The sequence below is a fragment of the Roseovarius gaetbuli genome, from assembly GCF_900172365.1.
Lineage (GTDB): Bacteria > Pseudomonadota > Alphaproteobacteria > Rhodobacterales > Rhodobacteraceae > Roseovarius > Roseovarius gaetbuli.
The window spans coordinates 1-24087 of the sequence record NZ_FWFJ01000034.1 but is presented as its reverse complement, the minus strand read 5'-3'; the positions used below and the strand labels follow the sequence as shown (position 1 = coordinate 24087).

26 protein-coding genes are annotated in these 24087 nt (G+C 61.6%); 11 read left to right on the top strand and 15 right to left on the bottom strand.

Features of this window, described 5'->3' with window-relative positions:
* From ROG8370_RS14605 to htpX, 8 genes are all read right to left on the bottom strand, one after another.
* A complete protein-coding gene (locus tag ROG8370_RS14605; RefSeq protein ID WP_085827917.1) occupies positions 1–2028 on the bottom strand; it encodes an ABC transporter ATP-binding protein in 2028 nt (675 codons plus the stop codon).
* Between the two features lies 1 nt (position 2029).
* Positions 2030–2908 (bottom strand): ABC transporter permease, encoded by an 879-nt coding sequence (locus tag ROG8370_RS14600; protein WP_085827916.1) that lies wholly within the window; start codon positions 2906–2908, stop codon positions 2030–2032.
* Positions 2905–3864: an ABC transporter permease gene (locus ROG8370_RS14595; RefSeq protein ID WP_085827915.1), complete on the bottom strand. Its 960-nt coding sequence runs from the start codon at positions 3862–3864 to the stop codon at positions 2905–2907. Before ROG8370_RS14595 ends, ROG8370_RS14600 begins: the two co-directional genes overlap by 4 nt.
* Positions 3865–3957: 93 nt before the next feature.
* Complete coding sequence (locus ROG8370_RS14590; protein ID WP_085827914.1) at positions 3958–4743, bottom strand: hypothetical protein; 786 nt, start codon at positions 4741–4743, stop codon at positions 3958–3960.
* Complete coding sequence (locus ROG8370_RS14585; protein ID WP_139838170.1) at positions 4740–5168, bottom strand: hypothetical protein; 429 nt, start codon at positions 5166–5168, stop codon at positions 4740–4742. Before ROG8370_RS14585 ends, ROG8370_RS14590 begins: the two co-directional genes overlap by 4 nt.
* Positions 5169–5170: 2 nt before the next feature.
* A complete protein-coding gene (locus ROG8370_RS14580; RefSeq protein ID WP_085827912.1) occupies positions 5171–5443 on the bottom strand; it encodes a hypothetical protein in 273 nt (90 codons plus the stop codon).
* A gap of 78 nt (positions 5444–5521) precedes the next feature.
* Positions 5522–6004 (bottom strand): thioesterase family protein, encoded by a 483-nt coding sequence (locus ROG8370_RS14575; RefSeq protein WP_085827932.1) that lies wholly within the window; start codon positions 6002–6004, stop codon positions 5522–5524.
* An 84-nt stretch (positions 6005–6088) separates the two neighbouring features.
* On the bottom strand, positions 6089–6955 hold the full coding sequence (gene htpX, locus ROG8370_RS14570; protein WP_085827911.1) for a zinc metalloprotease HtpX: 867 nt from the start codon (positions 6953–6955) through the stop codon (positions 6089–6091).
* 76 nt (positions 6956–7031) lie between these two features.
* Between htpX and ROG8370_RS14565 the strand changes: the two genes are divergently transcribed.
* From ROG8370_RS14565 to ROG8370_RS14555, 3 genes are all read left to right on the top strand, one after another.
* A complete protein-coding gene (locus ROG8370_RS14565) occupies positions 7032–7679 on the top strand; it encodes a sulfotransferase family 2 domain-containing protein (RefSeq protein ID WP_085827910.1) in 648 nt (215 codons plus the stop codon).
* A gap of 198 nt (positions 7680–7877) precedes the next feature.
* On the top strand, positions 7878–8540 hold the full coding sequence (locus ROG8370_RS14560) for a Hint domain-containing protein (RefSeq protein WP_085827931.1): 663 nt from the start codon (positions 7878–7880) through the stop codon (positions 8538–8540).
* A gap of 191 nt (positions 8541–8731) precedes the next feature.
* On the top strand, positions 8732–9730 hold the full coding sequence (locus ROG8370_RS14555; protein WP_085827909.1) for a type I glyceraldehyde-3-phosphate dehydrogenase: 999 nt from the start codon (positions 8732–8734) through the stop codon (positions 9728–9730).
* Between the two features lie 18 nt (positions 9731–9748).
* On the opposite strand, the gene ROG8370_RS14550 is transcribed toward ROG8370_RS14555, so the two are convergent.
* The gene (locus tag ROG8370_RS14550; RefSeq protein WP_085827908.1) at positions 9749–11134 is read right to left on the bottom strand and encodes an SPOR domain-containing protein; all 1386 of its coding nucleotides are present in this window, start codon (positions 11132–11134) and stop codon (positions 9749–9751) included.
* Between the two features lie 65 nt (positions 11135–11199).
* Entirely contained in the window at positions 11200–11832 is a 633-nt protein-coding gene (upp, locus tag ROG8370_RS14545; protein ID WP_085827907.1) for a uracil phosphoribosyltransferase, read from the bottom strand.
* 233 nt (positions 11833–12065) lie between these two features.
* Here upp and ROG8370_RS14540 point away from each other — a divergent pair, with 233 nt between their 5' ends.
* The 3 genes from ROG8370_RS14540 to ROG8370_RS14530 all read left to right on the top strand — a co-directional run bounded on the left by ROG8370_RS14540 (position 12066) and on the right by ROG8370_RS14530 (position 17460).
* On the top strand, positions 12066–14345 hold the full coding sequence (locus ROG8370_RS14540) for an NADP-dependent malic enzyme (RefSeq protein WP_085827906.1): 2280 nt from the start codon (positions 12066–12068) through the stop codon (positions 14343–14345).
* Positions 14346–14563: 218 nt separating this feature from the next.
* Entirely contained in the window at positions 14564–16453 is a 1890-nt protein-coding gene (prpE, locus tag ROG8370_RS14535; protein WP_085827905.1) for a propionate-CoA ligase PrpE, read from the top strand.
* A 329-nt stretch (positions 16454–16782) separates the two neighbouring features.
* Positions 16783–17460, top strand: coding sequence for a Crp/Fnr family transcriptional regulator (locus tag ROG8370_RS14530; protein ID WP_085827904.1), 678 nt, complete (start codon positions 16783–16785; stop codon positions 17458–17460).
* A gap of 191 nt (positions 17461–17651) precedes the next feature.
* Here the strand turns inward: ROG8370_RS14530 and ROG8370_RS14525 are convergent, their stop codons facing one another.
* On the bottom strand, positions 17652–18413 hold the full coding sequence (locus ROG8370_RS14525; RefSeq protein WP_085827930.1) for an NAD kinase: 762 nt from the start codon (positions 18411–18413) through the stop codon (positions 17652–17654).
* Positions 18414–18587: 174 nt separating this feature from the next.
* Here ROG8370_RS14525 and glyA point away from each other — a divergent pair, with 174 nt between their 5' ends.
* Positions 18588–19895, top strand: a complete 1308-nt coding sequence (gene glyA, locus ROG8370_RS14520; RefSeq protein WP_085827903.1) for a serine hydroxymethyltransferase — start codon at positions 18588–18590, stop codon at positions 19893–19895.
* Positions 19896–19996: 101 nt separating this feature from the next.
* On the opposite strand, the gene ROG8370_RS14515 is transcribed toward glyA, so the two are convergent.
* On the bottom strand, positions 19997–20425 hold the full coding sequence (locus ROG8370_RS14515; RefSeq protein ID WP_085827902.1) for an RrF2 family transcriptional regulator: 429 nt from the start codon (positions 20423–20425) through the stop codon (positions 19997–19999).
* An 82-nt stretch (positions 20426–20507) separates the two neighbouring features.
* On the opposite strand from ROG8370_RS14515, the gene ROG8370_RS20620 reads away from it, so the two are divergent.
* Together ROG8370_RS20620 and ROG8370_RS14510 are read left to right on the top strand one after the other, a co-directional pair.
* Positions 20508–20663, top strand: a complete 156-nt coding sequence (locus ROG8370_RS20620) for a hypothetical protein (RefSeq protein ID WP_170925257.1) — start codon at positions 20508–20510, stop codon at positions 20661–20663.
* A complete protein-coding gene (locus tag ROG8370_RS14510; RefSeq protein ID WP_085827901.1) occupies positions 20663–21106 on the top strand; it encodes a group III truncated hemoglobin in 444 nt (147 codons plus the stop codon). The genes ROG8370_RS20620 and ROG8370_RS14510 overlap by 1 nt, the downstream gene beginning before the upstream one ends.
* Positions 21107–21190: 84 nt before the next feature.
* Here the strand turns inward: ROG8370_RS14510 and ROG8370_RS14505 are convergent, their stop codons facing one another.
* Positions 21191–21565, bottom strand: a complete 375-nt coding sequence (locus tag ROG8370_RS14505) for a hypothetical protein (RefSeq protein ID WP_085827900.1) — start codon at positions 21563–21565, stop codon at positions 21191–21193.
* 91 nt (positions 21566–21656) lie between these two features.
* On the opposite strand from ROG8370_RS14505, the gene ROG8370_RS14500 reads away from it, so the two are divergent.
* The gene (locus ROG8370_RS14500) at positions 21657–22412 is read left to right on the top strand and encodes an alpha/beta fold hydrolase (RefSeq protein ID WP_085827899.1); all 756 of its coding nucleotides are present in this window, start codon (positions 21657–21659) and stop codon (positions 22410–22412) included.
* On the opposite strand, the gene ROG8370_RS14495 is transcribed toward ROG8370_RS14500, so the two are convergent.
* Positions 22413–22598, bottom strand: a complete 186-nt coding sequence (locus ROG8370_RS14495) for a CTP synthetase (protein ID WP_085827898.1) — start codon at positions 22596–22598, stop codon at positions 22413–22415.
* Positions 22599–22741: 143 nt separating this feature from the next.
* Between ROG8370_RS14495 and ROG8370_RS20250 the strand changes: the two genes are divergently transcribed.
* On the top strand, positions 22742–22861 hold the full coding sequence (locus ROG8370_RS20250; protein WP_139838169.1) for an entericidin A/B family lipoprotein: 120 nt from the start codon (positions 22742–22744) through the stop codon (positions 22859–22861).
* 6 nt (positions 22862–22867) lie between these two features.
* On the opposite strand, the gene ROG8370_RS14485 is transcribed toward ROG8370_RS20250, so the two are convergent.
* Positions 22868–23377 (bottom strand): PhnA domain-containing protein, encoded by a 510-nt coding sequence (locus ROG8370_RS14485; protein ID WP_085827896.1) that lies wholly within the window; start codon positions 23375–23377, stop codon positions 22868–22870.
* Between the last annotated feature and the right edge of the window lie 710 nt (positions 23378–24087).

Below are 24087 nucleotides of genomic sequence, written 5' to 3'. Positions count from 1 at the left end.
TCATACAGGATCGGGTTTGCTCAGGTCTTGAAGGGGAATGTGACAGCGGATGGCGTGGCCGTCCGTTGCCTCTTGCCAAGGCGGCGTATCGGTGTCGCAGAGGCGCCCGATCTTGACCGGGCACCGGTGCTTAAACGGGCAGCCGCAGGCCGGTGGCGAGAGTTCCGTGGCGTCCTCGGTCAGCAAGTGCGGGACGTGATCGGGATCGGGTTCAAGCACCGCATTGAGCAGCACCTTGGTATAGGGGTGCGACGGTGCGCCATAGACTGCCGCCGCCGGGCCGATTTCGCACAGGCGCCCCTGATAGAGAACGGCGACGCGATCCGACAGGGCGCGCACCACGGTCAGGTCATGGCTAACGAAGACAAATGTCGACTGGTGGCGCGCCTTGAGGTCATTGAGCAGCTCAAGCACCGCCGCCTGAACCGAAACATCAAGCGCCGAGGTGATTTCGTCGCAAAGCACGATCTCGGGGGTGGCGGCAAAGGCGCGGGCAATGGCGACGCGTTGCTTCTCGCCGCCCGAGAGTTGCCCGGGGCGGCGATCAAGGTAATGCGCGCCAAGGCGCACAGTTTCGAGCAGTTCGGCGGCGCGCGCGCGCAATTCGCGGCCCTTTAGCCCAAAGTAGAGCCGCAGCGGCTGGCCAAGGATATTGGCAACGGATTGACGCGGGTTGAGGCTTTCGTCGGGGTTTTGAAACACCATCTGAATGCGGCGCAACTGATCCGGGCGGCGCTGTTCCACGCGCGGCGTGAGGGCGGTTCCGTCGCCAAGGGTGAGTGTGCCCTCGGCCGGGGGTAAGAGGCCCGCGATGGTCTTGAGGATGGTGGATTTTCCGCTGCCGGATTCCCCGACCAGGCCAAGCGTTTCGCCCAGGGTCAGGCTCAGGGTGATGTCGTCGACCGTGGCCGGAGGGCGGGAGCGGGCAGGCATGAAACGGGCAAGGGCGCCGGGGCGGTCATAACGGATCGCCACCCCGTTGAGAGAGAGCGCAAGGGGGCTGTTTTCGGCGCAGCAACTCAGCGGCGCGCCGCTGCCTGTCATGTCGATCTCAGAGGTTTGCTCGGGGTAGAAACAGCGGGTCGCTTGCCCGGCCTCGCCCGTGATAATCGGGGGGTGCAAGGTCTGGCAATGATCCGTCGCAAGCGCACAGCGCGGCGCAAAGACACAGCCGGTCCTGTCGGCGCCGGGGGCGGGCGGGCGCCCGTCGAGAGCGCGCGGCAGGCTGCGGTCGCCAAGTCGCGGGATCGAGGCCAGAAGGCCGCGTGCATAAGGATGATCTGGGCTTTTCAGGACCGCGCGCACCGGCCCCTCCAGCACGGTTTCGCCTGCATAAAGCACCTGCACGCGGTCACAGACCCGCGCGATAACGCCCAAATCGTGGCTCACGTAAACCATCGCCATATTGCGTGCGCGTGCCAATTCGCGAAGCAAATCAAGGATATGCGCCTGTGTGGTGACATCAAGACCGGTGGTCGGCTCGTCGAGCAACAAAGCGTCAGGTTCGCCCGCAAGCGCCATGGCGATGGCCACGCGTTGCTGTTGCCCGCCCGACAACTCGTGCGGATATCGGCGCAGGATTGCCGCCGGATCAGGCAGGCGCACCTGGGTCAAAAGGTCGATGGCGCGGTCCGAATGTGCGCCCTCGGGCAAAGAGCAATGCAGGCGCAATGCCTCGTCAAGCTGGCGGCCAATGCGCATCGTCGGGGTCAGCGCCTGACCGGAATTTTGCGGGATAAGGCCAAGTTGCCCGCCGCGTATTTTGGCAAGCTCGCTGGGGCTGCGCGCGAACATATCGGCGCCGTCATAGATCACCTCGCCCGAGATTTTTTGCAGGCCATGCTTGAGATATCCCATCGCCGCAAGCGCCAGCGTGCTTTTGCCCGACCCGCTTTCGCCGACAATGCCGATGCTTTCGCCGCGACAGACCTGAAGGTCGATGCCATGCAGAACGGGCAGCATCGCGCCAGAGCGACCGCGAAACCCGACGCAGAGGCCGCGTATGTCGATCAAGGGCGGGTTTGCCATCTCAGACCACCGCCTTTCGACCCTGATCAAGCCCGAGGGTCTTGGCCAGGGCATCGGCGCTCAGGTTGATCCCGATGATCAGGGAAGAAAGCGCAATCATCGGCCCCAGAACCCCCCAGGGCGCCAGCGACATGTAAACCCGCGCATCCGAAATCATCAGCCCCCAGTCGGCCATCGGTGGGGCCACGCCAAACCCAAGAAACGACAGGGCGGAAAAGCCAAGCAGCATCCAGGACCACCGCATTGCGCCCTCGACCAGAAGGGTGTCGGTGACATTGGGCAAAATCTCGTGGCGCACGATGGAAAGCGGGCTGTGGCCGCGCGCGCGCGCCGCCGAGATGAAATCGCGGGCGACGACCTCGTGTGCGGCGGCGCGGGCGACGCGGATCACCGGGATGCCGAAAAAGAAGGCAAGCGTGGGGGTGAGAACCTCGTTGCCACTTCCGAAAACGGTGATCAGCACCAAGAGTGGCAGGATACCGGGCAGCGCCAGAAAGGCATCGACCAGGCGCATCATCGCCTCGTCGATCCAGCCGCCGCGCAGGCCCAGCAGAACCCCGAGCATCCCGCCCCAGAGCATGGCAATCGGCGTGGCGATTCCGGTGACGAGAAACGCCTCGCGCCCGCCCAACAGGACACGGGTAAAGACATCGCGGCCAAGGTGATCGGTGCCAAGCAAATGCTCGGCCGAGGGGCCGCCAAGGATCAGGGCCGAGTTCATTTCCTTGTAATCAAACGGTGCGATCCAGGGGCTCATGAGGGCCATCACCAGATGCAGCGTCACAAGCGTAAGGCCAATCGCCCCCGAAGGCCGCGCCGCCATATCGCGCAGCGTGTTAAGCGCGCGCGAGCGTCGGGGCGTTGTGGTGGCGGCGCTCATCCGCGCCTCATGTGATGGCTGCGCAGGCGCGGGTTTAGGACAAGGCCAAGGATATCGGCCACAAGATTGACGCCGACATAGGTGGCGGCGACGATCATCGTGATCGCCTGCACCACCGGCAAATCACGATCCGAAATCGCATCAATCAACAGCCGCCCGAGGCCGGGATAGTTGAACACCACCTCAACCACGACCACGCCGCCCAAAAGCCAGGCCACCGTCAAAGCGATCACATTGATCGCGGGCAAAAGGGCGTTGGGAAGGGCGTGGCGGAAGACGATCTGCCAATAGGGCACGCCCTTGAGGGTGGCCATCTGGACGTAATCGCTGGCCATCACCTCGATCACCGAAGAGCGCACCATGCGCATGATATGGGCGATCATGATCATGGTCAGAACCACAGCCGCCAGCACGAATTCGGGGAAAAATTCCAAGGGCGGCGCGTCGGCGGGGGTCAAAACGATGGCCGGTACCCAGCCAAGCCAGATCGCGAAAATCAGGATCAGGATGGTCGCGGCGACAAATTCGGGGATGGTCATGGCAAAGATCGCGCCGGTGGAAAACAGGATATCAACCCAGGTATCGCGCCAAAGGCCGGCCATGGCGCCCAGGAGAATAGACAATGGAATTCCCACGCTTAGCGCGCCTGCCGCGAGCAAAAGGGAGTTGCGGACGCGATAGCCGACGATCTCGGTGATGCTGTCCTGCCCATTGGCCGACACGCCGAAATCGCCCTGAATTGCGCCACCGGCCCAATCGACATAACGCGCGAGGGCAGGGGCATTGAGGCCCATATCGGCGCGACATTTCGCAAGCGCCTCGCCATGGGCGTCGCGTTCCAGAACGGCGGTGCAGGCATCGCCGGGCAGGGCCTCGACCCCGAGAAAGATGATCACCGAGACAAGCCAGACCGTGACAAAGCCAAGCGCCAGACGGCGGAGAAGCAGTTGGATCATAGGGGTCGGGTCCGCCTTGCAAGGATAATGGTGTCCGACTCAGAGCCTAGCGCATGCATGCGCCCCGCGTCGAGAGGGGTTCTCGCGCGTGGCTCACTCGCCTGACAGGCGGGCCTTGATCTGGTCGCGGAGGGCGGTGGCAGTTCCGTGATCATAGGGCATGTGCTCGGGGTCAAAGACGGTCAGCGCGGCCTCGACATACTCCAGCGCTGCGCGCAGATGCGGGGTGGGATCGGCCGTGGTGTCATGATCGGCGCGGGCCACCTCGCAGATCGCCAGATTTTCCTGCGTCATGGCCCAGTGCACCGGGTGATCTTGCCGGGTAAAGACGGTGAGGGCGCCGCGATAGGCGGTGACGGCCTCGGCCAAAAGGGCAGTGCCCGCGGCGCCCTCGGTTCGAGCGGCTTGGGTGCTGAGGGCAGCGGCGAGGTTGTTCTGAGCGTGCGCCCAGAGGTCGGGGGCGGTGGATTTATCGAGATGGGTCAGCGCATCGCGGATCATTTGGGCGGAGAGGGTCATGCCGGGGTCACCAAAGCGCAGGCCGTGATTGTAGAGTTGGATTGCGTAAGTCACCCGACGACGGGCGGGTTCCAGCGGGTTGATGCTGGCGAAGCTGTCGGCGGCGGCGGAGAGGATTTTGAAGGCGTCGTTGACCCGGCCTTGGATCAAATCAATCTCGGCGGTTTTCTCCAGCAATGTCGCATTCACCTCAAGCGGTTTGCGCAGCACTTCTTTCTGCACTTCACGGGCACTATCCAAAATCTCGCGGGCCTCAGCCAGATTTCGCTTTTGGACCGCTTCGGCAGCCGCGCCAACAATGTTGTCAATCCGGTCAGACAGACCGCGCATTGCTTCTATCTCGGCAACCAAGCGCGTCATGTCATCGGCCTTGGATTGCAAGAAGGCGATGATTTCAGAGGCGGTTTTATAGGCATCCCCCCGAAAGAGCGCGCGATGGTCTTGAGGTCGTCCAAGGTGACGCCGGTATTTGTGGCACCAGCCGGGAGAATGCCTTGCGCTATCAGGGCGTCGACCACCTGCTGCGGGATATCTTTGACAGCCGTCTCGATCCGGTCAAGCGTGATCGCAATGCCGTCGGTCTTGCGGGCGATGTCGATCAGGGTTTCTTCGCTCAGTTGCGCGCGAAATTCCTTGTGTTCATAGCAGGCGCGCATCGCGGCGGTCAGGGCGCGGCGGATCAGGGTTTTGACCTCATCGGTGTCGCCGTCAAACGGGATGGTGCTGTGAAGGAGGGTGACCAGAGCAGTGATCCGCTCTTGCGCCGTCTCTTTCTTGTAGGCCACGATCAGGCTTTGATGTTCTTGGCGGTCCTGCAACAGGGTTTCGACGCGGATGAGACTGACCTCGGCAAATTCCGGCGTATCGCGGTGAGGGTCGCCTTGGCAGCCGCGTCACAGGCGCGCTTGGCGCAGGTTTTGCGAAGAGTGACGCCGATAGCGGCCAGTCCGGCCATGCCCGTGGCGGCAAGGGTTCCGCCCGACGGATCGCCCAGGGCGAAGGCCAATGCGCCGACACAGATGGTGCCGCTTTTGTCGGCGATGTCTGCAAATGTACTCATACGCGCAACGCTCCCGGTCAACTCCGAGAAGGGTGACCGAACCGGGGATTGAAGGCAAGCGGCGCGCGGGGCGCCACCCTACGTCTTGCGGCGGATGCCGATCTTGTGGCCGATGCCTTCGGGGCGCGGCAGGGTGGCGTGGGTTTTGGCCATGGCGGCGACGCGGGTCAGGATGTCGTCGGGCATCGGTGCGACGCGGGGGCCAGACAAATCTACGTGCAGGGTCATGCCCTCGCCGGTGGCGGCAAGCCAGCCGTCCTGATGGTACAACTCCTGAAAGCTGTGAAAGCGTTTTTCGTCGTGATCGAGCAGGTGAAAGGTGCTGCGCACCCGGTCGCCAAGCTTGATCTCGCGCAGGTAGCGGATGTGGAATTCGGCGGAAAAGGTGCTGTGGCCGCGTGTTTTGACGTAGTCCGGGCCAAAGCCCATTTCGGCAAAGGCCTCGTCCGCGCAGCGGTCAAACAGCACGGTGTAATAGCCCATGTTCATGTGACCGTTGAAGTCGATCCAGCCCTCTTCGACGCTGTGAAAAGAGGACAGGAAGGGGGATGCATCGGACATGGGGGCGCTCTTTTCGTTGCAGATCGCGCCTTGTTTACGGGAAATCCGGGTTGGCATGCAATGGTGTGCGGATCAATCGGCGCGTTATCCCCAAGGACCGGCCACGCCTTGTGTTTGCTCCCCTGCCATTTCGCGCAGGGCGCGGATGCGGTTGGCCGGATCAGGGTGGGTCGAAAACAGCCGGTCGCGGGCATGGGCATGCAGTGGATTGACGATGAACATATGCGCCGTCGCCGGGTTGCGCTCGGCGCTGTCGTTGTCGATCCGCGCGGCGAGCCCCGATATCCGTTCAAGCGCCGAAGCGAGCCAGAGCGGGTTGCCGCAAATCTCGGCCCCGATGCGGTCGGCCTCGTATTCGCGGCTGCGGCTGATCGCCATCTGCACAAGGCCGGCCGCCAGCGGGGCCAACACCATCAGCGCCAGCGTGCCGATCAGGCCGAGCGAATTGTTGCGGTTGTTGCCGAAGAACATCGCGAAATTCGCCAGCATGGTGATCGCCCCGGCGAAGGTCGCGGTGATGGTCATGATGGTGGTGTCGTGGTTGCGGATATGGGCCAGCTCATGGGCCATGACGGCGGCGATTTCGGCCTCGCTCAGCCGGGTCAAAAGGCCGGTGGTTGCGGCCACGGCGGCATTTTCCGGATTGCGCCCGGTGGCAAAGGCGTTGGGCTGAGCATTTTGCAGGATATAGACCTTTGGGCGCGGCATGTCGGCGCGATCGGCCATGTCATGCACCAGCCGTTCAAGCGCTTTGCCCTCGGGGCCGGTCGGGGCGCGCGCGTCGTGCATCCGCAACACCGCGCGATCCGAATTCCACCAGGTGTAGGCGTTCATCGCCAGGGCGATCACAAGCGCGATCATCGCGCCGCCGGTGCCGCCCAACAGCGCGCCGATCCCAAGAAAAAGCGCGGTCATCGCCGCCATCAAGACGGCGGTACGCAGATATCCCATCATGATTTTACCCCCGGTTTTCCATCCCCGCTATATGGGGGCTTTTCGCCGCCTGACAAGCGGGTAGGGTGGGGGCATGATCATCTCATCCGGGCGCGGTTTCATCTTTGTGCATATCCCCAAGACCGGTGGCACCTCTATGGCGCTGGCGCTTGAGGGGCGCGCGATGGCCGATGATATCCTGATTGGCGATACCCCCAAGGCGAAGCGGCGCGCCAAGCGACTAAAGGGGGCAGAGGCGGCCGGGCGCTTGTGGAAACACGCGACATTGGCGGATATCGAGGGGCTTGTGCCGTTAACCACGATCCGCGAGGCGTTTACCTTTACCCTCGTGCGCAATCCGTGGGATCGCATGGTCAGCTATTATCACTGGCTGTGCGGCCAGACATTTGAGCATCCTGCGGTGCACCTTGCCCAGAGGGTTGATTTCAGCGGATTTCTGAACGCAGCGCTGACGCAAAAGGCCTGGGTCGCAAGCCCGGCGCGGGTCTATATGACCGCCTCGGATGGGGCGGAGTATTGCACCCGCTATATCCGGCTTGAGCATCTTGACGAGGATACCGCCCCGCTTTGGGAGCATCTTGGCTTCAGGCTCGATTTGCCACAGGCCAACCGCTCTTCGCGCGAAATCAGCGATTACCGGAGCTATTACAGCGATTCTGACGCCGCCCTTTTGGCGAGGATCTCGGCCGAGGATATTGCCCGCTTCGGCTATGCTTTTTAGCGCGTTTTCGTGAGATTGGACGGGATTTGTTAACCAATCGTAAATGCGTCAGGATGCTGTCGCCGCAGAGGCAACGATGCCATAATTCTGCCTTTTTCCGGGCCAAACCGGGTCACGATAATGCAACGTTAATAAGTTGACGCAATGGTGGACCTGCCTGCTGCTACGGGCGCTGCTGAAATTTACATGGGACGGATGATGCTGGGTTGGATTGGGGCAAAGACCGGAAGACCGATTTGGGGGGCGGCGCCGACGGGGACGGCGCAAGACCCCGATGGTGTGATGACCGGGTTGGTGTCGGGCACACGGGTGGCGACGGCCACTGGTTGGCGCCGGGTTGAGGCGCTGACGGCCGGGGATCGCGTTCTGACCTTTGACAACGGGCTTCAGCCGCTGAGTGGTGTGATCCGTCAACCGCTCTGGACCGGAAGCTATGCCTGTCCGCAACAGTTCTGGCCACTTGAACTTGCCTGCGGGGCCTTGGGCAACCGTGGTCGGCTGACCATCATGCCACATCAGGCGGTCATGCTTGAAAGCGATATGGCCGAGACGATCTGGGGCGATCCATTTGCCCTTTTGCCTGCGGCGGCACTTGATGGTGCCGAAGGTGTGTCGCGCGTGCCGCCCGCCCCGGATGCCGAGGTGACGGTCTTGCATTTTGGCGAAGAACAGGTTGTCTTTGCCGAGCATGGCCTCATGTTCCTGTGCCCGTCCTCGCGGGATCTGCTGGATTATGCCCTGGGGCCCGAGGAAGAGCCGCAATATTCCGTGCTGCCTCTCAGCGAGGCGCGCCGTCTGACGATGGCGCTTGAGGCGGGGGCGGTTTTTTCGCCCAGTGATGCGTTGTTCGCCTCGGCCTGAGGCGCGGATTTTTCACGCCCGCCATTTAGCACCTTTCAGGGTCAGCCTGCCGACAGCTTGTCGCGCTCTTGCGTCTGCGCTGCGCAGATGTTTGCTACATTTCTTTTTGATCAAATTGTATTTTAGCACTGGTCAATCGCCACGTCCCGTCACAATGTCAGCTTTATTGACCTGTCACGTCGGAGGGCCCCATGCCACGCAAACCCATTCGCATTGCGATCAACGGCTTTGGCCGGATTGGCCGCACTCTTTTGCGCATCCTCATGCGCGACGCGGCGGATATCGAGCTTGTGCTGATCAACGAGATCGAGCCCCTGGCGACCTGCGCCTATCTGTTTCAATACGATAGCGTTTTTGGCCCCTGGCCGGGGCAGGTGGGCATGGCGGAAAAGGCCCTTATCGTGGATGGCCGCAGCATTCCTTTCCACGGTGAAGCCGATCTGCGGTCGCTTGATTTAACGGGGGTCGATCTTGTGCTGGAGTGCACCGGTATGGGCGGCAAGCGGGCCATAGCCGAACGCGGCCTTGCCGCCGGCGCCGACGCGGTTCTGGTCTCGGGGCCCTCGGCCGAGGCCGATGTCACGCTGGTGATGGGGGCCAATGAAGAGGCGCTTGGCGATCACCGGATCATTTCCAACGCGTCCTGCACCACCAACGCGCTTGCGCCCCTGCTCAAGATCCTCGACCAGAATTTCGGCGTGATCAGCGGCCAGATGACCACCGTGCATTGCTATACCGGAAGCCAGCCGACCGTGGACAAGCCGCGCGCCGCCCCCGAGCGAAGCCGTGCCGCCGCCCTGTCGATGGTGCCCACCACCACCAGTGCGCAGCATCAGACCGACCTTGTTCTGCCCGCGATGAAGGGCCGGATCGAGGCGCGCGCCATCCGCGTGCCAACCGCCAGCGTGTCCTGCATCGACCTGACCGTTCAAACCCGCGCCGAGGTGACCGAAGAGATGGTCAACGCCCGCCTGCAAGAGGCGGCCAAAGCGCATGGCTATCTTGGCTGGACCGAACAGCCGCTGGTGTCATCTGACCTGCGCGGGCGCCCGGAATCGATCATCCTGAGCGGGCCGCAAACCGCGGTTTCGGTGGGCGGATTGCTTCGGGTATTCGGCTGGTATGACAATGAATGGGGGTTTTCGTGCCGGATGCTTGATATGGCCCGGCTGATCGGGCGGCGGGATTAGACCCGCCGCGCCCTCTTATCACTTGCGCAACACCACGTTGCCAAAGCCCATGCCACGCAATTTGCTGACGCTCGCGTCAAGCTGTGCCTGGGTCTTGAACGGCCCGGCAAGCACGACTGTGAGAGCCCTGCCATCCCGGTTGAGAGTGCCGCGTCGCGCAGAAAGCCCGGCGCGCGCGATCTTTTGTGCGGCGGCCTTGCCCTGGGTCGGATCGGCGAAAATACCGGCTTGTGCATAGCGATGGCTTGCCGCGCCTGCGGATTTGGCGGAGGCAGAGCGAGTCGAGACCGTGGCGCGCGGTGCCTTTGCCGCCACTGGTTTGACCCGCGTGCTGCGCCGCACCGTGATCGGATCGGGCACAAAGCGGCCTTGGGTCGAGACGGTCACACCGGCGGCGCGTTGCTGTGCAAAACTGGTGTAGGGCGGCGTGAGGCCGGGGAAATTGTGGCTTACTTCACGCCCCGAGCGGCGATTGATCAGGCGGCGCGGCACGGTGTTGGTCCACATGACCTCCATCTGGTCCATGCCGGCATAGGTCTGATGGGCGCGCTTGAGGTTCAGGCGATCATCCTCCCACACGGGTTTATATCCCTCGGGAACATAGACACCCTCGGCGCTATTTTTCTGGCGCGCATAGACGCGGGCGGGGGCGACGCGGGTGGCGCGACCGGCATGTCCGGTGCTGCGCGCGGCGCTCTCGCGGGTCACGAGTCTGGGCTGGGCTGCGGGCGACGTCACGCGCTTGCCATAGGTCACATGCCGGGTCGCTTGCGGGCCACAGCGGACCGGCGATCCTTTGTGCTGCACCATGTAGGCGGCCGACAGGCTGCTCATCCCGGCACAGGCGGTGCGTGATGGATCGGGCGGGGCGATGATCGTGCCGCGCTGCGTGACTTTCGGCGCGGCGGCCTTGCGCACAGGTGTTGGGGATGCGGGGGCTTTACGCACAGGCGCCACGGCAACGGCCGGGGCGGTTTTGACCGTGCGGCGCACTGTTTTAGGGGGCGCGGCGGCGGCACGTCCTGCCGGTTTCGGCGGCGTGGCTTTCGCGGCGGGCGCGCTCACGGCGCGTGTCGGCTTGGCCGGGGCGGGGGCAATGGCCGCAACCTCTGCCGGTGCCGGTTTGGCGGCAGGAGCCGCCGCCGGTGCCGCCTTGGCAACGCTCGGCTGGAAGCCACAGAGCGCCTTGCGGTCGCGCGTGATACGCGGCACCCACGTCACATTGGCGCCAACACCGGCACGAATGAACACACAGCCCCGGCTATCCACATATTGCCGACCCTGATAGGAACTGGCCGGAAATTCAGCGGGCGTTGGCGCGTCGCGCAGCGATTGCGCGTTGCCTTGCATCGCCCCAAACAGGGCGGCTGCGATGGCGATAATGGGTAGTCTCGACAGGTTCATTTTGCCCTCGGATACAGTTGAGGGCAGATTGCCTTATTTGCGCCATATAGTAAACAGTTTATAGCTTATCTTGTGCCAAACATGCGGTCGCCCGCATCCCCTAGTCCCGGCAGGATATACCCCTTTTCGTTCAGCCGCGTGTCGACAGAGGCGGTTACGATGGGTACATCGGGGTGGGCCTCTTTCATGCGGGCGACGCCTTCGGGGGCGGCAAGCAGGCACAGGAACCGGATATTCGTGGCGCCGGCATCCTTGAGCATCTGCACCGCGGCCGCCGAGGAATTGCCGGTGGCAAGCATCGGGTCAACCACGATCACAAGGCGCTCGGCCAGGTTGTCGGGCACTTTGAAGTAGTATTTGACCGGCTGAAGGGTTTTTTCATCGCGGTAAAGCCCGACAAACCCAACCCGCGCCGAGGGAATGAGTTCGAGCATGCCATCAAGCAGCCCGTTTCCGGCCCGCAGGATCGAGATCAGCGCAAGCTTGCGCCCGGCAAGAACCGGGGCATCCATTTTCTCAAGCGGGGTTTCGATCTCTTGCGTGGTCATCGGAAGCTCGCGGGTGATCTCATAGGCCAAAAGCTGGCTGATCTCGCGCAGAAGTTGGCGGAAAACGGCGGTCGAGGTATCCTTTTCCCGCATCAGGGTAAGCTTGTGTTGCACGAGGGGGTGATTGACGATGGTCAGATGCTGGGTCATGTGCGGTCCTTTTGGGCTGTGCGGCCAGTGGGTTTGATCTGTCATTCCAGAAAACGGCCTTAAGGGCAACGTCGGGCGAGTGGTCGGGCGCGCGCAGGTTCGAGCGTGGTGATGATCATTGCGCAGGACGCGCTACACGTGCAAGCTGAGACTTGAAAAGTTGGCGCGGCATGATATGAGCGTGTCGAAAGGGTAGTTTAATATTAAACTACTTGATTTGAGGGGAGGGTTTCATGACCGACAGCCACAAGGATACCGCACGCCAGGCCGCTCTGGATTATCACGAATTCCCTCGGCCTGGTAAGCTTGAGATACGCGCGACCAAGCCGATGGCCAACGGGCGCGACCTTGCGCGGGCCTATTCCCCCGGTGTCGCCGAGGCCTGTCTTGAGATCAAGGCCGAGCCGGCAACCGCAAGCCGCTATACCGCGCGCGGCAATCTTGTCGGGGTGGTGACCAACGGCACGGCGGTGCTTGGGCTTGGAAGTATTGGCGCTTTGGCGTCAAAGCCGGTGATGGAGGGTAAGGCCGTCCTGTTCAAGAAGTTCGCCAATATCGACTGTTTCGATATCGAGGTGAACGAAAGCGACCCTGAAAAGCTTGCCGAAATCGTCTGCGCGCTTGAGCCGACCTTTGGTGCGATCAACCTTGAGGACATCAAGGCGCCCGATTGTTTCATCGTTGAACGAATTTGCCGCGAGCGCATGAACATCCCGGTATTTCACGACGATCAGCACGGCACCGCCATCGTGGTCGGCGCCGCCGCGACCAACGCGCTTTTCGTGGCGAAGAAGAAATTCGACGAGATCAAGGTGGTCTCGACCGGCGGCGGGGCGGCGGGCATTGCCTGTCTCAACATGCTGCTCAAGCTTGGCGTCAAGCGCGAAAATGTCTGGCTTTGCGACATTAACGGGTTGGTTTACGAGGGCCGCGAGGTCGAAATGAACCCCGAGAAGGCTGCCTTTGCCCAGAAAAGCGATCTGCGCACACTGGACGAGGTGATTGACGGGGCGGATTTGTTCCTTGGTCTGTCGGGGCCCAATATCCTCAAGCCCGAGATGGTCAAGAAGATGTCGAGCCAGCCGATTGTCTTTGCGCTGGCCAATCCCAACCCCGAGATCATGCCCGATCTTGCCCGCGAGGCGGTGCCGGGTGCGATCATCGCGACCGGGCGCAGCGACTTTCCCAACCAGGTCAACAACGTGCTGTGTTTTCCGTTCATCTTTCGCGGCGCGCTTGATGTGGGCGCGACCGAGATCAACGACGCCATGCAGGTCGCCTGTGTTCAGGGCATCGCCGATCTGGCCCGCGCCAGCACAAGCGCCGAGGCGGCCGCTGCCTATCAGGGCGAGCAGATGACCTTTGGCCCTGACTACCTGATCCCGAAACCGTTTGACCCGCGCCTGTCGGGGATCGTGTCGTCGGCAGTGGCGCGCGCGGCGATGGAAACCGGTGTCGCGACCAAGCCGATTGCCGATCTCAAATCCTATAAGGAAAAGCTTGACGCGAGCGTGTTCAAATCCGCCTTGCTCATGCGTCCGGTGTTCGAGGCCGCGGCGACCGCGTCGCGCAAGATCGTCTTTACCGAGGGCGAAGATGAGCGCGTGCTGCGTGCCGCGCAGGCCATTTTGGAAGAGACCACCGAACAGCCCATTTTGATCGGTCGCCCCTCGGTGATCGAACAGCGCTGCGAGCGGATGGGCCTTGATATCCGGCCCGGTCGCGATTTCAACATCGTCAACCCCGAGGATGATCCGCGCTATCGCGATTATTGGGGGAGCTATCACGAGCTGATGCAGCGGCGCGGGGTCACTCCTGATCTGGCCAAGGCGATCATGCGCACCAATACCACCGCCATCGGCGCGGTGATGGTGCATCGCGGCGAGGCCGACAGCATGATTTGCGGCACGTTCGGCGAATATCGCTGGCATCTGAATTACGTGACACAGGTGCTTGGCAGTGCGCAATATACCCCGCATGGCGCGCTTTCGATGATGATCCTCGAAGATGGGCCGTTGTTTATCGCGGATACCCACGTGCGGGTGTCGCCGACGCCCGAGAACCTTGCCGAGACCGCCATCGGTGCCGCGCGCCACGTGCGCCGCTTTGGGATCGAGCCGAAGGTGGCGTTCTGTTCGCAATCGCAATTCGGCAATCAGGGTAGTGATTCCGGCAAGCGATTGCGCGCGGCGATTGCGCTTTTGGATCAGTCCCCCCGCGACTTTAGTTACGAGGGCGAGATGAATGTCGATGCGGCCCTTGATGCCGACCTGCGCGAGCGGCTTTTGCCGGGTAACCGGATGCAGGGGGCGGCCAACGTGTTGATCTTCTCGAATTCGGATTCGGCCTCTGGGGTGCGCAATATCCTCAAGATGAAGGCCGGCGGGCTTGAGGTTGGGCCGATCCTGATGGGCATGGGCAACCGGGTTCATATCGTGACGCCGTCGATCACCGCGCGCGGTCTTTTGAACATGGCCGCCATTGCGGGCACGCCGGTGGCGCATTACGGATAGGGAATCATCGGGTTTGCACGATATTTCTTTGCAGATTTGCAAAGTTGATCGGGTGGGCCGCTGATCCGCATAAAAGTGAAGGGTTTGCAAAAATTTGCAGACCTTTTTTGCGTATTTCTGCAAAGTTTATGCGGTAATCTGCCACGCTGCTGCGCAAGAAGCTTGCCGCAGGGGCAGGCGGTCCCTAACACATATTTAACGGATTGGAGGAGGATACCATGGGATACAAAGAGCTTTACGACGGCTGGAAGCAAGACCCTGACGCGTTCTGGATGAAGGCGGCCGAGGCGATTGACTGGGTCGAGAAACCAAGCAAGGCGCTTTTCGACGACAACGCCCCTTTGTACGAGTGGTTCAAGGATGCGCAGGTCAACACCTGTTACAACGCCGTCGACCGCCACGTCGAAGCAGGCAATGGCGCGCGCACCGCGATCATCTATGACAGCCCGATCACCGACACCAAGCACAAGATCAGCTACGCCGAACTGCAAACACGCGTCGCGAGTCTGGCCGGGGCGCTGCGCGCCAAGGGCGTTGAGAAGGGTGACCGGGTCATCATTTACATGCCGATGGTGCCCGAGGCGCTTGAGGCGATGCTGGCCTGTTCGCGCCTTGGTGCGATCCACTCGGTCGTGTTCGGCGGCTTTGCCGCGCACGAGCTTGCGGTGCGGATCGACGATGCGACGCCCAAGGCGATCATCGCGGCCTCTTGCGGGCTCGAGCCGGGGCGCGTGGTACACTACAAGCCGCTTCTGGACGGCGCGATTGAACAGGCGACGCACAAGCCCGATTTCACCGTGATCTTTCAGCGCGAACAGGAAGTCGCGGCGCTTATCCCGGATCGCGATTTTGATTGGCACGGGTTTCAGGCCGGTGTCGAGCCGGCCGAATGTGTGCCGGTGTCGGGCGATCACCCGGCCTATATCCTTTACACCTCCGGCACCACTGGCGCGCCCAAGGGCGTCGTGCGCCCGACGGCGGGGCATCTGGTTGCGCTGAACTGGACCATGAAGAACATTTATGACGTCGATCCAGGCGATGTGTTCTGGGCGGCCTCTGATGTGGGTTGGGTCGTGGGGCATTCCTATATCTGCTATGGCCCGCTTATCAGCGGCAACACCACGATCGTGTTCGAGGGCAAGCCGATTGGCACGCCGGATGCCGGCACTTTCTGGCGGGTGATTTCCGAGCATAACGTGCGCAGCTTTTTCACGGCGCCGACCGCCCTGCGGGCGATCAAGCGCGAAGACCCCAAGGGCTTGCTGATCAAGGATTACGACATCTCCTGTCTGCGCGCGCTTTATCTGGCGGGCGAGCGGGCCGATCCCGACACCATCGAATGGGCACAGCGCGAAATGGGCGTGCCGGTTTATGATCACTGGTGGCAGACCGAAAGCGGTTGGGCCATCGCGGGCAACCCCGCAGGGATCGAGGCGCTTCCGGTCAAGATCGGCTCGCCCACCGTGGCGATGCCCGGCTATGACGTGCAGATCCTCGACGAGGGCGGCCACCCGATGAAGCCCGGCGAACTTGGCGCGATTGCGGTCAAGCTGCCGTTGCCGCCGGGCACTTTGCCGACGCTCTGGAATGCCGAAGAGCGGTTCCGCAAATCCTATCTCACCACCTTTCCGGGCTATTACGAGACCGGCGATGCGGGGATGATCGACGAAGACGGTTACCTTTATATCATGGCGCGCACCGATGACGTGATCAACGTGGCCGGGCACCGCCTGTCTACGGGCGCCATGGAAGAGGTTCTGGCCGGGCATCCGGATGTCGCCGAATGCGCCGTGATCGGGGTCAGTGATGCCCTCAAGGGGCAGGCGCCGGTCGGTTTCCTCTGTCTCAACAGTGGCGCCGATCGTGACGAGGCCGAGGTGGTCAAGGAAATCGTCAAGCGCGTGCGCGATCAGATCGGGCCGGTCGCGGCCTTCAAGCTTGCGGTGGTGGTGGATCGTCTGCCCAAGACACGCTCGGGCAAGATCCTGCGCGGGATCATGGTCAAAATCGCCGATGGTGCCGAATACAAGATGCCCGCGACGATTGATGATCCGGCCATTCTTGATGAAATCAAGGTTGCGCTTCAAACGATTGGTCTGGCCAAGTAAGCGTTTGCCCTGAAAGATAAAAATCAGGCCCCGGTGTTAGCGACCGGGGCCTTCTTTGATACTCAAAAACTTGCTGAAAAAGTACTGTCTGGCGCGACGTACTCACAAACGCCGGGCCAGACAGCTTTACCGATTTGAGGCCCCCGTCGGGAAGAACGATTAGAACCTCGTGTCACCGGTGCGTCCCGGCATCAGCGGGCAAAGTTTGGGATGATAAAAAGGGCTTGGGACACCCAGATGCATAAGACGCAAAACAACTGTTGCAGGTTCGGGCGCGCTGCGCTGTGATACACCTCACAAAGTCGTGAGAAAAACGGGATTTTTTAAGTATGCCTTTATCGCTGACGACTGACCTGACCGAAGATACAGGGTTTCGGACCCTGCTTGAACGTCATGGCCGCGCCGTCGAATTCGCCTCGGGCCAAACCATCTATGGCACTGGCGACGAGGACAGCACCATGATGCTGATCACCAAGGGGCGGGTCGAGATAAGCCGCACCTCAAGCGATGGCCGCCGCTCGATCCTGACCCATCTTGGCGCGGGCGACATGGTGGGCGAACTGGCCGCGTTTGATGGCATGCCGCGCAGCGCCGACGTGGTTGCGGCGACGCGGGTGCACGGGCTGGTGTTGACGCGGCCACAGATTTCCGGGCTGCTCAAGGACAACCCGGAGGCCGCCCTTGGAGTGATCGAGACGCTGTGCCGTCGCCTGCGCGAGACCTCGGCGATGTATACCGCGCATGTGCTTGCCGACGGGCAGGCGCGCTTGGCGCGGCTCTTGCTGCATCTGGCCGAAAAATGGGGCGAACCGTTGCCCGATGGCCGCCGCCAACTGTCAGAGAGGTTCTCGCAATCCGATCTTGGCGATCTGGTGGGGCTGACACGTGAAAGCGTCAATCGCCAGATTCGCGAATGGGAACAGGACGGCATCGTCGCGCGCCAGGGCCGGGGGCTTGTGCTGTGCAATCCGACGGCGCTTTTGGATGTCGCGGGCGGTACGGAATAGGCCAGAGAGGTGTATTTGCACGCGCCTGCGCTCAATTGGCAAGGGTGCCGGGCAAGCGCCAGCCCGCCGGAACGGGCCGTCGCTGGCCCGGCGGCGCAAGCGCCTTTATTCCGGGCTGGTTAACAAGTTTCGACGGTGGTCGGGTCCACAGGGCCGCTGTTTGCAATGCCAGCCCGCCAATGCCCGGGTGTCTAGGTGAACTGTTCGCGCAACAGGCGCTCTTCCAGGCCGTGGCCGGCATCAAACAGGATGCGGTGCGAAATGCTGGCGTCGGATTTGATCTCGACCCAGAGCACGTCTTCGACCCAACGGCTATCGGCGTCGGCCATGACCGGGCGTTTGTCGGGCTCGATCACGTCAAAGCGCACCAAGGCGGTCTTGGGCAGAAGTGCGCCACGCCAGCGACGCGGGCGAAACGCTGCCACCGCCGTCAGCGCCAGAACATCCGACCCAATCGGCAGGATCGGGCCATGCGCACTATTGTTATAGGCGGTTGATCCGGCCGGGGTGGCGACAAGCGCGCCGTCGCAGACAAGTTCCGGCATGCGCAGGCGCCCGTCGATGCTGATGCGCAGCTTGGCCGCTTGTGGCCCGGCGCGCAGCAACGAGACCTCGTTGATCGCAAGCGCGGTGTGGATTTTGCCATCGCGCGATTCCGCGCGCATCGACAGCGGGTTGATCACCTCTTCGACAGCGTCCTCAAGACGTTCCGGCAGGTCATCCTCGCCATATTCGTTCATCAAGAACCCGACCGTGCCACGGTTCATGCCGTACACCGGAATGTCGAGGTTTTGGGTGCGGTGCAGCGTGTGCAGCATGAAGCCATCGCCGCCAAGGGCCACAATCACATCGGCCTCGGCCTCGGGCACCTGACCAAAGCGCTGGGTCAACGCCGCAAGCGCGGTCTGTGCGGTGGGCGCATCGCTGGCAACAAAGGCGATCTTGCGGGTCATGCGGCGGTTGTCCTGTTTCCAAAGGGCGAAGGTCTGGCGCGGATCGAACCATAAATTCACCCCATAGACCAGCCATGCCGGTCTGTCGCCGGGTTTTGTCGCTTTACATTCTTTCAAAGCGATCGGGTTTCCTATAGGAAATCCATGAAATTCACCCCTGCCGGAGTTGTCACAATGCCCCATGATGGAAACCAGCCTGTTGCGGATCAAGGCTTTTTCACCGAATCCCTGTCGTCGCGCGACCCTGAGCTTTTTGGCGCGATCACATCCGAGCTTGGCCGTCAGCGCGATGAGATCGAGCTGATTGCCTCTGAAAACATCGTCTCTGCCGCCGTGATGGAAGCGCAGGGCAGTGTGATGACCAACAAATACGCCGAAGGCTATCCCGGACGGCGCTATTATGGCGGTTGCCAATACGTCGATGTCGCCGAGAATCTGGCGATCGAGCGGGCCTGCAAGCTGTTTGATTGCGCGTTCGTCAACGTTCAGCCGAATTCCGGCAGCCAGGCCAACCAGGGCGTGTTCCAGGCCCTTCTTCAGCCCGGCGATACCATTCTCGGCATGAGCCTTGATGCCGGCGGTCACCTGACCCACGGCGCGGCGCCCAATCAGTCGGGCAAATGGTTCAACGCCATTCAATACGGTGTGCGCCGCGAGGATAACCTGATTGATTACGACCAGGTTCAAGCCTTGGCGACAGAGCATAAACCCAAGATGATCATCGCCGGTGGCTCTGCCATCCCGCGCCAGATCGACTTTGCCAAGATGCGCGAAATTGCCGACAGCGTTGGCGCCTATCTGCATGTGGACATGGCGCATTTCGCCGGCCTCGTGGCGGCGGGCGAACACCCGAGTCCCTTCCCGCATGCGCATGTGGCGACCACCACCACGCATAAAACCCTGCGCGGTCCGCGTGGCGGCATGATCCTCACCAATGACGAGGCGCTGGCCAAGAAGTTCAACTCGGCGATCTTCCCCGGCATTCAGGGCGGCCCCCTGATGCATGTGATCGCGGCCAAGGCGGTTGCCTTTGGCGAGGCGCTGCGCCCCGAATTCAAGACCTACATCCAGCAGGTGATCACCAACGCACAGGCGCTGTCCGATCAGCTGATCAAGGGCGGTCTTGATACGGTCACCCATGGTACCGACACCCATGTTGTGCTGGTTGATCTGCGCCCCAAAGGCGTGACCGGCAATATCGTGGACAAGGCCCTGGGCCGCGCGCATATCACCTGCAACAAGAACGGCGTGCCGTTTGATCCCGAAAAGCCGACCGTGACCAGCGGTATCCGTCTTGGCTCGCCCGCGGGCACGACCCGTGGTTTCGGCGAGGCCGAGTTCCGCCAGATCGCCGATTGGATCATCGAGGTCGTCGATGGTCTGGCCGCCAATGGCGAAGAGGGCAACGGCGCGGTCGAGGCCAAGGTAAAAGGCGAAGTCGCGGCACTCTGCGCCCGCTTCCCGCTTTACCCGAACCTCTGATTTCACTCGTTTAAAAACCAAAACCCCGCGTGGCCCCTGCCGCGCGGGATTTTTTATGGGGTCACCACGATTTGCCTGGGGCGTTCAGCGGCAGATGCCGCTCACGTATCAAGCAGGGCGGCAAGGGCGCGTCGCGAGCGTGTCACATCGGCTAGCGTATAGCGGTCAAGCGTTGCAAAGAACGCCTCCTGGGCCTGTGCCAAAGGCTCGCGCAGCCCACAGGCGGGCAGAATTAGACAGGATTTGTCTGTCCCGAAACATTCCACCACCGGATCATTGCGCTTCATGGCGCGCACGACATCGCCGATGCGGATCTGATCCGCCGGACGCGCCAGAGTAAGCCCGCCTTTGCGGCCTCTTTCCGAGGCGGCAAAACCCTCGTTGGCAAGCTGGGTCGCGACCTTCGACAGGTGGTGTTCGGACAACCCGTGAAGGGTGGCGATCTCTGATGTGGGCACCCGTGCAGGCGCACGTACTGCTAGCGTCATTAATACCCGCAGGGCGTAATCCGTGAATTTGTCCAATCGCATGTCATCTTATTTAGCATTTACAATACGCAATTAAAAGCCGTATATAATGCGCAACATAAATACCTATTAAGGAGTTGACCCAATGACCCTGTCTGAAGCATTTCTATGGCCCGGAACCAAAGCCTGCGAACGTCTTGGGGTTGACCCGGAAGGCGAGGCGGGCCTGATCCGCTGGATGGTGAACACACTTGTCTATCTTGTGCTAAGCCTGCTTGTCGTCTGGGTCGTCGTGGTTTGATGATGCCTCCGCGCATCCCTGTCACAGAGGCGCAGATCGACCGGGTCGTGTTGCAATTTTATGCGCGTGTACGGGCGCATCCCGCGCTTGGGCCAATCTTTGCAGCGCATATAACAGACTGGCCGACGCATGAAGAAAAGATCGGGCGGTTCTGGCGTAACGCCTTGTTGCTGCAACGCTGTTATGATGGCAACCCGATGCAGGCCCACATGGCGGCGGGGAACGTCAAGACCCAGCACTTTCCTGTCTGGCTGTCGCTGTTCGACGCGGTGCTGGAGCAAGAGTTGTCACCGCCCTTGGCACAGGCCTGGTCGGCGCTTGTCCACCGGATCGGGCGCGGATTGAGCTATGGGTTGCCGCAGCAAGACGGCAAGGCCCAAATGCCCTATTTGGGCGAGGCATGGACCAAGAAAGCCCCTGTTCCGGCGCAGTCGGGAGAGTGAAAGCCGCATTGCAGGCTGCTGTCCGAACGTCTGGTGTTTCCGTCATTTCGCTGTTTTCAAGACAACATAGGCGCCCATCAGCGCTTACATGGCGCCTTGCCACCTCATCACCAGAACCAGCAGAACCACCAGCAAGGCAAGGTTCAGCACCATGCCGCCCAACAGCCGCAGGATCGCGGTCTTGCGGTCTTCCTTGGGGTCGATGCCGTCGAGATGGGCGTGCAGGTCGGCAAAGGCATTGTTGACCTGTGAGATGTCGAGCACCCGCGCAAGCTTGGGGTGGGCCATCCAGTCCTGTGCGCCAAGAATGATCGCGCCGGCCCGGCGTTGTCGTTTCGGCAGGCGTCGCCCGGCACGGCGCAGCTGCGCCTCAAGCGTGCGCCCGCGCAGGCGCATCCGCTCGCGCAGGGCGGTTTGCAGGCGCTTAAGCCGGGTGTTGAAATCCTCGGTGTCGATCACTTGGGCGTTCTCCTTGGTGTAACCCTAGCGGCTCTGTGTCATGCGCTCAATAGGGCTGGTCCTTGGCGGATTGGGGCGATATTCAGGGGGCATGTTGAACATGATCGAACATGGGGTGCGCACCGAGGCCCCCGGATTGCTTATCGCGCATGGCCTTTATGGCTCGGGGCGCAATTGGGGGGTGATTGCCAAGCGGCTGTCCGATACCCGTCACGTGGTCGCGGTGGATATGCGCAACCACGGCGCAAGTGACTGGCAGGATACGCATTCCTATCGCGATATGGCCGGGGACCTTGCCGAGGTTCTTGAGACGCTTGAGGGGCCCTACGACGTGCTTGGCCACTCGATGGGTGGCAAGGCGGCGATGGTGCTTGCGCTGACGCGGCCCGAGCTTGTGAACCGCCTTGTCGTGGCCGATATCGCGCCGGTGGCCTATGCGCATACGCAAATCCATTACATCAAGGCGATGCAGGCGGTGGATCTGAGCGGGATCGCCAAGCGCTCGGATGCGGCGGATCAATTGCTGCCGCTGGTCGATAATCCCGATCTTGTGCCGTTCTTTCTTCAGGCGCTTGACGTCAAGAACAAGCGCTGGCTTTTGAACCTCGATGTGCTGGAAAAGGACATGGCGCACATCCTTGGCTTTCCAGATATTTCAACGGCTTACGAGGGCAAGACCCTGTTCCTGTCGGGGGCCTTGTCGGACTATGTCAAACGCGAGGACCGCGCGCAGATCAAGGCGCTTTTCCCGGCGGCGCATTTCGCCAAGATTCCCGGCGCGGGCCATTGGCTCCATGCCGAAAAACCGCGCGAATTCGAGGCGGCCGTGCGCACCTGGCTTGGCTGATCAGCGGGGCTCGTAGAGCATCTTGGTCACCATCCAGGTGGCGGGTATGGCCATCAAGAACCCAAGGACGGCCGCAATCAGGATTGGCGTGAGCGTGCCATGCCCCATCACGAGCGCGACAATAATGGCAGACCCCGACAGGGTGGAGCCGATGAAAAGATGCAATATCAGACCAAGGCGTAACATGGTGCTCTCCCAAGGATAATCGCGCGTCGCCAGAGGGTATGGCAAAGCTTTGCGCATCCTGCCTTGATCCATGTCACACCCCGCTCGCATCCCTTCTGCGAGAGGGGTATAGAGAGCACACCATTCTGATTGGAGAGACAGACATGCGTATGATTGCACTCGGCCTGATCGCCGTTTTGGGCCTTGCGGGCTGTGAAACCATTCAAGGGGCTGGCCGCGATATTCAGAATGCCGGGCAGACGCTTGAAAAGGCCGTCAACTAAGCGCGCCTAGCGCTTCTTGACGAACTCGGTCAGGATCACGATCCGCTGGCCTTCAACCCGGCCCTCGATATGGGCGGGGTTGTCATGCACAAGCGAAATGCGGTGCACGGCGGTGCCGCGCTTGGCGGTGAAATTGGCGCCCTTGACCACCAGGTCCTTGATCAGAACCACGGTGTCGCCCTGCGCGAGGGGCACGCCGTTGCTGTCCTTGTGGTCGCTGCCTTGGGGTACGTTATCGGCCCAGGCACGGGTGTCGTCGTCAAGCCAGAGCTGATCGGCAAGATCGCGGGCCCAGTCCTGATCCGTCAGGCGGGCCAGCATGCGCGCGGCCATTACCTGGGTTGCGGGGTCTTCGGACCACATGGTCGAGGCAAGCGCGCGCCAATGGTCCGGCTCGGGCGTGCCGTTGATCTGCGCCTCGCAGGTTTCGCAAATCTCGACGCTGGCGCCGTCGGGGCCGCCGGTGACGTCAAAAGAGGTGAGCGGGGCATCGGCAGAGCACAGGGCGCAGGGCATAACGGTCAATCCAGGTTTTGTTGTTTTGATGCGGTATAGGCCCAATGCCGCGCGGGTGAAACCCACACATTTCAGGCGCGCATGGGTGATGTAAGGCACGGCGCAGGTGCCGTCGTGGCCGTCGACAAGGCGAGTGAGGATAAACAGGGCGGTGACGGGATTTTTTAGGGGTGAAGGCCGACTTGGAAACTGTCCGGGGGACAGTTTCAGGCCTGAACGGGCGGAGCCCCGGGGGCAGACAAGGTTAAGCGATGCGTTCGTTAAATACGCCGCGCCCGAACCGAGGGGTGGGCGAGAAGCGCCCGCCCCGTGGGGGCGGTTCAGGCGCTGCCCAATCGGAGATTGGGCATTTGGTTGGCAAATTACTGAAATTTGATTATTCGTTTTCTTGATAAAATTTCATTGCAAATTTGAGATCGCCACCCGAAAAGCCCATCGCAATCGGACCCTTTATGAATTTTACGCCAAAATTTGCGATTTTTGAAGTTTTCTCACAACTACAAAACTTCGCCTTCAGTTCCCGAAGATATCTTTGTTCAGTATCCACGCCGTGGAGCAAACCCTCCGACTTCCAGTCGGACCTGCTTCAGCGTGAAAGAATCGCTTTATGATCGTACCCTCAGAAAAATGAGCCGCAGCCGGGTCGGAGGCTCATTTTTCTGAGGGTACGATCATGCAATATGACACCGGCAAACACTGCGTTTTCTATC